Here is a 10796-nt window from a genome sequence, read left to right as displayed (position 1 = left end):
GCCTGAGGGCCCCTTTTGCTTGCGCGCACTGCGCGATCAGTCGCGGTCGCCACCGGCGATGCCGAGGATGGCCAGCAGGCTCTGGAAGATGTTGTACAGGTCCAGGTAGATGGCCAGCGTGGCGGTGACGTAGTTGGTTTCGCCGCCGTCGATGATGCGCTTCATGTCGTACAGCAGGAAGGCCGAGAACAGGCCCACCGCGATCACCGACAGCGTGAGCATCATGGCGCTCGACTGCAGGAAGATGTTCGCGATGCCTGCCACCAGCAGCATGATCGCGCCGATGAACAGGAACTTGCCCATGCCGGACAGGTCGCGCTTGATCATCGTCGACAGCGTGGCCATCGCGAAGAAGGCGAGGGCGGTGCCGCCGAAGGCGTACATGATCAGCGTGGCGCCGTTGCTGAAGCCCAGCACCGCCGCCAGCATGCGTGACAGCATCAGGCCCATGAAGAAGGTAAAGCCCAGCAGCAGGCCGACACCTGCCGACGAGTTCTTGAACTTCTCGATGGCGAACATGAAGCCGAATGCGCCCACCAAAAACACGATGGTGCTCATCCCGACGCCCATGGCGGCGACGATGCCCGTGCTGACGCCGATCCACGCGCCCAGCACCGTTGGCACCAGCGACAGGGCCAGCAGCCAATAGGTGTTGCGCAGCACGCGGTTGCGTTGCTCGGCAAGCGCCGCACCGCCGGCGAAGCCGGGGTACGAGGTTTGCAGGGATTCGTTCATTGCGAGAGCCTCCAGGGATAAGACAGTGCTGTGATCGAGCGGCGCGATTCTAGTTCCGCATCATGGAACCGAACCGCTCTGCTTAGGCCCGGTAAAGTCCGGTTTGTTCCCTGAAAACCGGCCACAGCGCCCGAAAGCATTCACGATGAATTCCAAGCCCTACCTGTCGATCGAAGACGTCAAGAAAATCGCCGCCGCCGCCGAGGCCGAGGCGCAGGCCCACCAGTGGGCGGTGTCCATCGCCATCGTCGACGACGGCGGCCACCTGCTGTGGTTCCAGCGCCTGGACGGCGCAGCGCCCATCTCGTCGCAGATCGCCCCGGCCAAGGCCCACACGGCCGCCGTCGGCCGCCGTGAGAGCAAGGGCTACGAGGACATGATCAACCAGGGCCGCGTCTCTTTCCTGAGCGCGCCGGCCCTGCAGGGCATGCTCGAAGGCGGCGTGCCCATCGTGGTGCAAGGCCATGTGGTGGGTGCCGTGGGCGTGAGCGGCGTGAAGTCGAACGAAGACGCGCAGATCGCCCGCGCCGGCATCGCCGCGCTGGGCTGACCGGCAGCAGCACCTAGGGCAGCGTGGCCGGCCCCGGCTATACTCAGCAGGTTTACCCTCTCACGCTGCCCCCGAGAAACCACTGACGTTTTTCGCACCGGAGTCGAGCCGCCGCACGCTGGCCTGCCCGCGTGCGGATTCGCGCAACAGGACCAGGGGGGCGCACCGCTACGGAGCCTTCCCTTTGCTACCCGTCCTGCCTCCCGCACTGCTCGCTCTCGCAGACGGCACGGTCTTTTCTGGCGCGTCCATCGGCGCTGCCGGTCACACGGTCGGCGAGGTGGTGTTCAACACCGCGCTCACCGGCTACCAGGAAATCCTCACCGACCCCAGCTACTGCCGCCAGATCGTCACCCTGACGTATCCGCACATCGGCAGCTATGGCGTCAACGAGGAGGACGTCGAGGCGTCCAAGGTGCATGCCGCCGGCCTGGTGATCAAGGACCCGCCGCTGCGTGTCTCCAACTTCCGCCAGACGGCCACGCTGTCGGAGTACCTGCACCGTGAAAACACGGTCGGCATCGCCAACATCGACACCCGCCGCCTGACGCGGGTGCTGCGCAGCACCGGCGCTCAGAACGGCTGCATCGCCACCTTCGAGCCCGGCACCGTGCTCACTCAGCAGCACATCGACGACGCGGTGGCCAAGGCCCAGGCGGCGCCAAGCATGGCGGGCCTGGACCTGGCCAAGGTGGTGTCGGCCACCCAGCCCTATGAGTGGACCGAGACCGAATGGGCGCTGGGCAGCGGCTACGGCCGGCAGGCCGATCCCCGCTTCCATGTGGTGGCGCTGGACTTCGGCGTCAAGCGCAACATCCTGCGCATGCTGGCCAGCCGTGGCTGCCGCATCACGGTGATGCCGGCGCAAACGCCTGCCGCCGAGCTGATGAAGCTCAAGCCCGATGGCGTGTTCCTGGCCAACGGCCCGGGCGATCCGGAGCCTTGCGACTACGCCATAGACGCCGCGCGCGAGGTGATCGAAGCCGGCGTGCCCACCTTCGGCATCTGCCTGGGCCACCAGATCATGGCGCTGGCCTCGGGCGCCAAGACCTACAAGATGAAGTTCGGCCACCACGGCGCGAACCATCCGGTCAAGGACCTGGACAGCGGCCGCGTGAGCATCACCAGCCAGAACCACGGCTTCGCGGTGGACGAAAAGACGCTGCCGGCCAACCTGCGCCCCACGCACGTCAGCCTGTTCGACAACACGCTGCAGGGCCTGGCGCGCACCGACAAGCCGGCCTTCTGCTTCCAGGGTCACCCGGAAGCCTCGCCCGGCCCGCACGACATCGGCTACCTGTTCGACCGCTTCACCGCCTTGATGAGCAAGGCCTGAGGAGAGCCTCATGTTCGGCATCACCGACCTCGGCACCTTCCTGGCTGCCGCGGTGTTCATCATCCTGCTGCCCGGGCCCAACTCGCTGTACGTCCTGTCGGTCTCGGCCCAGCGCGGCGTGCGGGTCGGCTACACGGCGGCCTGCGGCGTGTTCGTGGGCGACACGCTGCTGATGACCGCCGCCGCGGCCGGTGGTGCTTCGCTGCTGATGGCCAGCCCGCAGGTGTTCTTCGCGGTGAAGATGGCCGGTGCGGTCTACCTCGGCTGGATGGGCCTGCAGCTGCTGCGCGGCGCCGTGCGCGCCTGGCGCGGCTTTGCGCCCGCCGATGAAGCGCCCCGTCAGGTGGACGCTCGCCAGCCCTTCCGCAAGGCGCTGGTGGTGAGCCTGCTCAACCCCAAGGCCATCGCCTTCCTGCTGAGCTTTTTCATCCAGTTCGTCGATCCGGCCTATCCGCATCCGGCGCTGACCTTCCTGATCCTGGGCGCCATCGTGCAGCTGCTCAGCTTCCTCTACCTCTCGACGCTCATCTTCGCTGGTGTCCGCCTGGCCGCTGCCTTCCGCGCGCGGCGCAAGCTGGCCAGCACCGCGAATGCCGGCGTCGGCGCACTATTCATTGGATTCGGGGCCAAGCTGGCCACGGCCACTCTCTAAGTTTCAAGAGCGCAAACCGCCATGCCGAAACGTACAGACCTGAAAAGCATCCTCATCATCGGCGCGGGCCCGATCATCATCGGCCAGGCCTGTGAGTTCGACTATTCCGGCGCCCAGGCCTGCAAGGCGCTGCGTGCCGAGGGCTACAAGGTCATCCTCGTCAACTCCAATCCGGCGACGATCATGACCGACCCGGAGATGGCCGACGTCACCTACATCGAGCCCATCACCTGGCAGGTGGTCGAGAAGATCATCGCCAAGGAGCGCCCCGACGCCGTGCTGCCCACCATGGGTGGCCAGACCGCGCTGAACTGCGCGCTCGACCTGCACAAGCACGGCGTGCTGGCCAAGTACGGCGTGGAGATGATCGGCGCCAACGAGAAGGCGATCGAGAAGGCCGAAGACCGCCTGAAGTTCAAGGAGGCGATGACCAGCATCGGCCTCGATTCCGCCAAGTCGGGCATCGCCCACTCGATGGAAGAGGCGCTGGAAGTGCAGCGCCAGATCGTCAAGCAGATCGGCGGCACGGGCTTTCCGATGGTCATCCGCCCCAGCTTCACGCTGGGCGGCACCGGCGGCGGCATCGCCTACAACCCGGAAGAGTTCGAGGAGATCTGCAAGCGCGGCCTCGACCTGTCGCCGACCAAGGAGCTGCTGATCGAAGAATCGCTGATCGGCTGGAAGGAGTACGAGATGGAAGTGGTCCGCGACAAGGCGGACAACTGCATCATCGTGTGCGCGATCGAGAACCTGGATCCGATGGGCATCCACACCGGTGACTCGATCACCGTGGCGCCGTCGCAGACGCTGTCCGACAAGGAATACCAGCTGCTGCGCAATGCCTCCATCGCCATCCTGCGCGAGATCGGCGTCGACACCGGCGGCTCCAACGTGCAGTTCTCGATCAACCCCGACAACGGCCGCATGGTCGTGATCGAGATGAACCCGCGTGTATCGCGGTCGTCGGCGCTGGCCTCCAAGGCCACGGGCTTTCCGATCGCCAAGATCGCGGCCAAGCTGGCCGTGGGCTACACGCTGGACGAACTGCGCAACGACATCACTGGCGGTGCCACGCCGGCCAGCTTCGAGCCCAGCATCGACTACGTCGTCACCAAGATTCCGCGCTTCGCGTTCGAAAAGTTCCCTGCCGCCGATTCGCGCCTGACCACGCAGATGAAGTCGGTGGGCGAGGTGATGGCCATGGGCCGCACCTTCCAGGAAAGCTTCCAGAAGGCGCTGCGCGGCCTGGAAACCGGCATCGACGGCCTGACCGAACGTTCGACCGACCGCGAAGAGATCATCCAGGAGATCGGCGAAGCCGGCCCCGAGCGCATCCTGTTCGTGGGCGATGCCTTCCGCATCGGCATGACGCTGGACGAGGTGTTCGAGGAAACCGCGATCGACCCGTGGTTCCTGGCGCAGATCGAGGACATCGTCAAGACCGAGCAGGCGCTGGCCGGCCGCACGCTGCAAAGCCTGTCGAAGGACGAGTTCCTGTTCTTGAAGCGCAAGGGCTTCTCCGACAAGCGCCTGGGCAAGCTGCTGGGCAGCAACCAGCACGACGTGCGCCGCGCCCGCCATGGCCTGAACGTGCGCCCGGTGTACAAGCGCGTGGACACCTGCGCGGCCGAGTTCGCCACGCAGACGGCCTACATGTATTCCACGTACGACGAGGAGTGCGAGGCCGAGCCCACCGACAAGAAGAAGATCATGGTGCTGGGCGGCGGCCCGAACCGGATCGGCCAGGGCATCGAGTTCGACTACTGCTGCGTGCATGCGGCGCTGGCGATGCGCGAGGACGGGTACGAGACCATCATGGTCAACTGCAACCCGGAAACCGTGTCCACCGACTACGACACCTCCGATCGCCTGTACTTCGAGCCGGTGACGCTGGAAGACGTGCTGGAGATCGTCGACAAGGAAAAGCCGGTCGGCGTGATCGTGCAGTACGGCGGCCAGACGCCGCTGAAGCTGGCGCTCGACCTGGAAGCCAACGGGGTGCCGATCATCGGCACCACGCCCGACTCGATCGACATCGCCGAAGACCGTGAGCGCTTCCAGAAGCTGCTGCACGACCTGGGCCTGAAGCAGCCGCCCAACCGCACCGCCCGCACCGAAGAGCAGGCGATGGCGCTGGCGCACGAGATCGGCTACCCGCTGGTGGTGCGCCCCAGCTACGTGCTGGGCGGCCGTGCGATGGAAATCGTGCACGGCGACAAGGACCTGGAGCGCTACATGCGCGAGGCCGTGCGCGTGAGCGACAAGTCGCCGGTGCTGCTGGACCGCTTCCTGGAAGACGCGATCGAGGTCGACGTCGACTGCATCTGCGACGGCGCCGAGGTGCTGATCGGCGGCATCATGGAACACATCGAAGCCGCCGGCATCCATTCCGGCGACTCGGCCTGTTCGCTGCCGCCGTATTCGCTGTCGCCCCAGCTGCAGGACGAGCTGCGCCGCCAGGCCGCGGTGATGGCCAAGGCACTGGGCGTGGTGGGCCTGATGAACACGCAGTTCGCCATCCAGGGTGAGGGCGACGACGCCGTCGTCTACGTGCTGGAAGTGAACCCGCGTGCCTCGCGCACCGTGCCTTACGTGAGCAAGGCCACCGGCCAGCCGCTGGCCAAGATCGCGGCGCGCTGCATGGCCGGGCAGAAGCTCGCCGACCAGCGCAACACCGACGGCAAGCCGCCGCGCGAGATCGTGCCGCCGTACTTCAGCATCAAGGAAGCGGTGTTCCCGTTCAACAAGTTCCCGGGCGTGGACCCCATCCTCGGCCCCGAGATGCGTTCGACCGGCGAGGTGATGGGCGCGGGCGACAGCTTCGGCGAGGCGATGCTCAAGAGCCAGCTGGGCGCCGGCTCACGCCTGCCCACCAAGGGCACGGTGGTCATCTCGGTCAAGAACACCGACAAGGACCGCGCGGTGAAGGTCGCTTCCGACCTGCACGACCTGGGCTTCAACATCGTGGCCACCAAGGGCACCTCGGCCGCCATCGCGGCGGCCGGCGTGCCGGTGAAGACGGTGAACAAGGTCAAGGACGGCCGGCCGCACATCGCCGACATGGTCAAGGCCGGCGAGATCCAGCTGGTGTTCACCACGGTGGACGAAACGCGCACGGCCATCGCCGATTCGCGCTACATCCGCACCGCGGCGCTGGCCAACCGGGTGACCTACTACACCACGATGGCCGGCTGCGAAGCCGCCACCGAGGCGTTGAAGCACCAGGACGATCTCACCGTCGCTTCGCTGCAGGAACTCCACGCCCGTTTGCGGGCCGAACTGCACTAAACTGACGCCACCTCGCGCCCGCCGCCGGGTCGTCACCACGACCCCGGCGGCGGTTTTCATTTGTCTCTGCAGGTTTTGAACATGGCCACCATTCCCCTGACCCGGCGCGGTTTCGAGAAACTGAAAGAAGAGCTGCATCAACTCAAGACGGTGGAGCGCCATGCCGTGATCCAGGCCATCGCCGAGGCGCGTGCGCAGGGCGACCTGTCCGAGAACGCCGAGTACGAAGCCGCCAAGGACAAGCAGGGCTTCATCGAAGGCCGCATCCTCGAGCTGGAAGGCAAGCTGGCCGCCTGCCAGGTGATCGACCCGGCCGAGCTGGACGCGGGTGGCCGCATCGTGTTCGGCGCCACGGTGGATCTGGAAGAAGAAGCCTCGGGCGCCCAGGTCACCTACCAGATCGTGGGCGACGACGAAGCCGACCTGAAGCTGGGCCTGATCTCGATCAGCTCGCCGATCGCACGTGCGCTGATCGGCAAGGAATCCGGCGACGTGGCCGACGTGCAGGCGCCCGGCGGCGTCAAGAGCTACGAAGTGGTGGACGTGCGCTACGTCTGAGCATGCTGCAACGCCTGCGTGTGCTGCTGCCGGCCCTGTGGGCCGGCCTGCTGCTGTGCATCGCCACGTTGGCCACGCCCGCGGTGTTTGCCGTGGCGCCGGAGGCGGCGGGCCGCATCGTCGGCCGCATCTTCGCGCAGGAGGCGGTGGTCAGCATGGCGCTGGCGCTGCTGCTCACCGCCCTCGAACGCAAGCTGGCGCCCGAGCGGCAGGTCGGCGTGTGGCTGGCGCTGGGCGCCTTGTTCTGCACCGTGGCCGGTTACTACGCGCTGCAGCCGATGATGGCGGCCGCGCGGCTGGGGCAGGGCAGCCTGAGCTTCGGCCAGCTACACGCCATCAGCCTCTTGTTCTTTGCGCTGAAGGGCGTGCTGGTGCTGGTGCTGGCCTGGCGCGCGGCGGCGCCGGGCGGGGACCTCAGGCCGTCGTCTTCTTGATGCTGGTGGTGCGCTTGCGGGCGCGCTTGATCTCGCCGCCGGCGGTCACGCGCTCGTTGCCCATCACCTTGACCTTCTTGATCTGCGGCCGGTGATTGCCGCTCTTGCTGAACTTCAGGATCTTGACGACCTTGGGGCCGGCCATGCGGTCTTCCCGCTCGGCCTTCACCTTCTCGGGCATCGGGCGCCACAGCACCAGCAGCTTGCCGATGTGCTGGATGGGCGCGGCGCTCAGCTCGTCGGTCAGCTGGACCAGCATGGCTTCGCGGGCGGCGCGGTCGTCGGAGAAGACCCGCACCTTGATGAGGCCGTGGGCGTTGAGCGCCTGGTTGATTTCCTTGGTGACCGCGGCGGTGAGGCCGTCGCCGCCGATGAGGACGACGGGGTCGAGGTGGTGTGCAGCGGCACGGTGTTCCTTGCGCTGCGCGGGTGTCAGTTGAATGGCGGGCATTTGCCTATTATCGGTGCGGCATGAAGATCAAGACGAAAAGCAAGAAGGTCAACAAGGCGTGGCTGGCGGATCACATGAACGATCCGTACGTCAAGATGGCCCAGAAGGACGGTTACCGCGCCCGCGCCGCCTACAAGCTCAAGGAAATCGACGAGGCGCTGGGGCTGATCAAGCCCGGCCAGCTGGTGGTCGACCTGGGTGCGGTACCCGGCGCCTGGAGCCAGTACCTGCGCCGCAAGTTCGCACCGAAGGAGGCCGGCACCGGCGGCGCGGCGGTGGGCCAGCTCAACGGCACCATCATCGCGCTGGACGTGCTGCCCTTCGAGCCGATCGAGGGCGTGAAATTCATCCAGGGCGACTTCCGCGAGGACGAGGTGCTCAGGCAGCTGGAGGCCGAGGTCAATGGCCGCCCAGTGGACGTGGTGGTGTCGGACATGGCGCCCAACCTGTCGGGCATCGAAAGCTCGGACGCGGCGCGCATTGCCCACTTGGTGGAGCTGGCGCTGCAGTTTTCGCAAACCCACCTCAAGACAGAAGGCGCGCTGGTTGCCAAGGTGTTCCATGGCAGCGGCTACAGCCAGCTGGTCGAGATGTTCAAGAAGCAGTTCCGCGTGGTCAAGCCGATCAAGCCCAAGGCCTCGCGCGACCGATCTTCTGAAACCTTTCTCGTCGGCATCGGTCTGAAGAAGGCGGGATAGACGGCCCATTCATCGCGTCATCCCTGCTTCAAAGCTCTGACACAGTACGGGTCATGCACCGGAGTTCGATAACTTGAGTCCACTAGAATCATCCCCAGTTGCGTGCAAGGCGCCATGCGGGCGTCGTGACAGTCACGGGCAGAAGGAGCCGCAGTGAACAATCAATGGTTTTCCAAGGTGGCGGTCTGGCTGGTGATTGCACTGGTTCTGTTCACCGTCTTCAAGCAGTTCGACCGGGGTGCGATTTCTGGCAACCAGATCGGCTACTCTGATTTCCTGGAGGAGGTGCGCGCCAAACGCATCAAATCCGTCACGCTGCAGGAAGGTGCCGCCGGCGGCACCGAGATCGTCGCCATCACCACCGACGACAAGCGCCTGCGCAGCACCGCGACCTACCTGGACCGCGGCCTGGTCGGCGACCTGATCAACAACAACATCAAGTTCGACGTGAAGCCCCGTGAGGAGCCGTCGATCCTGATGAGCATCCTGATCAGCTGGGGCCCGATGCTGCTGCTGATCGGCGTGTGGATCTATTTCATGCGGCAGATGCAGGGCGGCGGCAAGGGCGGGGCGTTCAGCTTCGGCAAGTCCAAGGCCCGCATGCTGGACGAGGCCAACAACTCCACCACCTTCCAGGACGTCGCCGGCTGCGACGAAGCCAAGGAAGAAGTGAAGGAGCTGGTCGACTTCCTGAAGGACCCGCAGAAATTCCAGAAGCTGGGTGGTCGCATCCCGCGCGGTGTGCTGCTGGTAGGCCCTCCGGGTACCGGCAAGACGCTGCTGGCCAAGGCCATCGCGGGTGAAGCCAAGGTGCCGTTCTTCAGCATTTCCGGCTCCGACTTCGTCGAGATGTTCGTCGGTGTGGGCGCGGCCCGTGTGCGCGACATGTTCGAGCAGGCCAAGAAGAGCGCGCCCTGCATCATCTTCGTCGACGAAATCGACGCGGTGGGTCGCCACCGTGGTGCCGGCCTGGGCGGCGGCAACGACGAGCGCGAGCAGACGCTGAACCAGATGCTGGTCGAGATGGACGGCTTTGAGACCAACCTGGGCGTGATCGTGATGGCGGCCACCAACCGGCCCGACATCCTCGACCCGGCCCTGCTGCGTCCCGGCCGCTTCGACCGTCAGGTCTATGTCACGCTGCCTGACGTTCGCGGTCGCGAGCAGATTTTGAACGTGCACATGCGCAAGGTGCCGGTCGGGCAGGACATCCGGGCCGACATCCTGGCCCGTGGCACGCCCGGCTTCTCGGGTGCCGATCTGGCCAACCTGGTCAACGAGGCTGCCCTCTTTGCCGCCCGCCGCAACGGCCGGGTGGTGGAGATGGTCGACTTCGAGAAGGCCAAGGACAAGATCATGATGGGCCCCGAGCGCAAGTCCATGGTCATGCCCGAGGAAGAGCGCCGCAACACCGCCTACCACGAGGCCGGCCACGCTCTGGTGGCGCGCCTGCTGCCCAAGACCGACCCGGTGCACAAGGTGACGGTGATTCCGCGCGGCCGTGCGCTGGGCGTGACGATGCAGCTGCCCGAAGGCGACCGCTACAGCATGGACAAGGAGCGCATGCTCTCGACCATCAGCGTGCTGTTCGGCGGCCGCATCGCCGAAGAAGTGTTCATGAACCAGATGACCACCGGCGCCAGCAACGACTTCGAGCGTGCCACCGCCATCGCCCGCGACATGGTCACCCGCTACGGCATGACCGACGAGCTGGGCCCGATGGTGTACGCCGAGAACGAAGGCGAAGTGTTCCTGGGCCGTTCGGTGACCAAGACCACCAGCATGTCGGAAGAGACGATGCGCAAGGTCGACTCGGTGATCCGCCGCATCATCGACGAGCAGTACAGCGCCGCCCGCAAGCTGATCGAGGACAACCAGGACAAGATGCATGCGATGGCCAAGGCGCTGCTGGAATGGGAAACCATCGACGCCGAGCAGATCGAGGACATCATGAACGGCAAGCCGCCGCGCCCGCCCAAGGACTGGACGCCCAACGCGACCAAGCCGCCGGGTGGCCCTACGCCGCCGGTCAATCCTGAAAGCGCGCCGGCCACGGCCTGACGGCACACCACAGGGTCGTCTTCGACCTGACAC

10 protein-coding genes are annotated in these 10796 nt (G+C 65.9%); 8 read left to right on the top strand and 2 right to left on the bottom strand.

The annotated features are described in order from the left end of the window. Positions 1-36: 36 nt before the first annotated feature. Positions 37-735 carry a Bax inhibitor-1/YccA family protein gene (locus ABNT58_RS13425; RefSeq protein WP_348753974.1) on the bottom strand — a complete coding sequence of 233 codons (699 nt, stop codon included), beginning with the start codon at positions 733-735 and terminating at the stop codon, positions 37-39. Between the two features lie 145 nt (positions 736-880). Here ABNT58_RS13425 and ABNT58_RS13420 point away from each other — a divergent pair, with 145 nt between their 5' ends. The 6 genes from ABNT58_RS13420 (at position 881) to ABNT58_RS13395 (ending at position 7553) form a co-directional block, all read left to right on the top strand. Beyond that, positions 881-1285, top strand: a complete 405-nt coding sequence (locus ABNT58_RS13420) for a heme-binding protein (RefSeq protein WP_348753973.1) — start codon at positions 881-883, stop codon at positions 1283-1285. Between the two features lie 184 nt (positions 1286-1469). Continuing rightward, positions 1470-2621: a glutamine-hydrolyzing carbamoyl-phosphate synthase small subunit gene (gene carA, locus ABNT58_RS13415; protein WP_348753972.1), complete on the top strand. Its 1152-nt coding sequence runs from the start codon at positions 1470-1472 to the stop codon at positions 2619-2621. A 10-nt stretch (positions 2622-2631) separates the two neighbouring features. After that, positions 2632-3273, top strand: coding sequence for a leucine efflux protein LeuE (gene leuE, locus ABNT58_RS13410; RefSeq protein ID WP_348753971.1), 642 nt, complete (start codon positions 2632-2634; stop codon positions 3271-3273). Positions 3274-3294: 21 nt separating this feature from the next. After that, positions 3295-6561: a carbamoyl-phosphate synthase large subunit gene (gene carB / locus ABNT58_RS13405; protein ID WP_348753970.1), complete on the top strand. Its 3267-nt coding sequence runs from the start codon at positions 3295-3297 to the stop codon at positions 6559-6561. Positions 6562-6642: 81 nt separating this feature from the next. Continuing rightward, positions 6643-7119 (top strand): transcription elongation factor GreA, encoded by a 477-nt coding sequence (gene greA, locus ABNT58_RS13400; protein ID WP_348753969.1) that lies wholly within the window; start codon positions 6643-6645, stop codon positions 7117-7119. 2 nt (positions 7120-7121) lie between these two features. Beyond that, positions 7122-7553, top strand: a complete 432-nt coding sequence (locus ABNT58_RS13395; protein ID WP_348753968.1) for a DUF4149 domain-containing protein — start codon at positions 7122-7124, stop codon at positions 7551-7553. Here the strand turns inward: ABNT58_RS13395 and ABNT58_RS13390 are convergent. Then, positions 7534-8004 carry a YhbY family RNA-binding protein gene (locus ABNT58_RS13390; protein ID WP_348753967.1) on the bottom strand — a complete coding sequence of 157 codons (471 nt, stop codon included), beginning with the start codon at positions 8002-8004 and terminating at the stop codon, positions 7534-7536. The two genes, ABNT58_RS13395 and ABNT58_RS13390, sit on opposite strands and share 20 nt — an antisense overlap. A gap of 20 nt (positions 8005-8024) precedes the next feature. On the opposite strand from ABNT58_RS13390, the gene ABNT58_RS13385 reads away from it, so the two are divergent. Together ABNT58_RS13385 and ftsH are read left to right on the top strand one after the other, a co-directional pair. Beyond that, on the top strand, positions 8025-8702 hold the full coding sequence (locus ABNT58_RS13385; protein ID WP_348753966.1) for an RlmE family RNA methyltransferase: 678 nt from the start codon (positions 8025-8027) through the stop codon (positions 8700-8702). A gap of 153 nt (positions 8703-8855) precedes the next feature. Beyond that, positions 8856-10763 carry an ATP-dependent zinc metalloprotease FtsH gene (gene ftsH / locus ABNT58_RS13380; protein WP_348753965.1) on the top strand — a complete coding sequence of 636 codons (1908 nt, stop codon included), beginning with the start codon at positions 8856-8858 and terminating at the stop codon, positions 10761-10763. The last annotated feature ends 33 nt before the right edge of the window (positions 10764-10796 follow it).

It is taken from the genome of uncultured Aquincola sp. (assembly GCF_964001545.1).
In the GTDB taxonomy this organism is placed as follows: domain Bacteria; phylum Pseudomonadota; class Gammaproteobacteria; order Burkholderiales; family Burkholderiaceae_C; genus Aquincola.
Note: the sequence above shows the minus strand (reverse complement) of the source record. Positions and strands in the feature narration are given on the sequence as shown.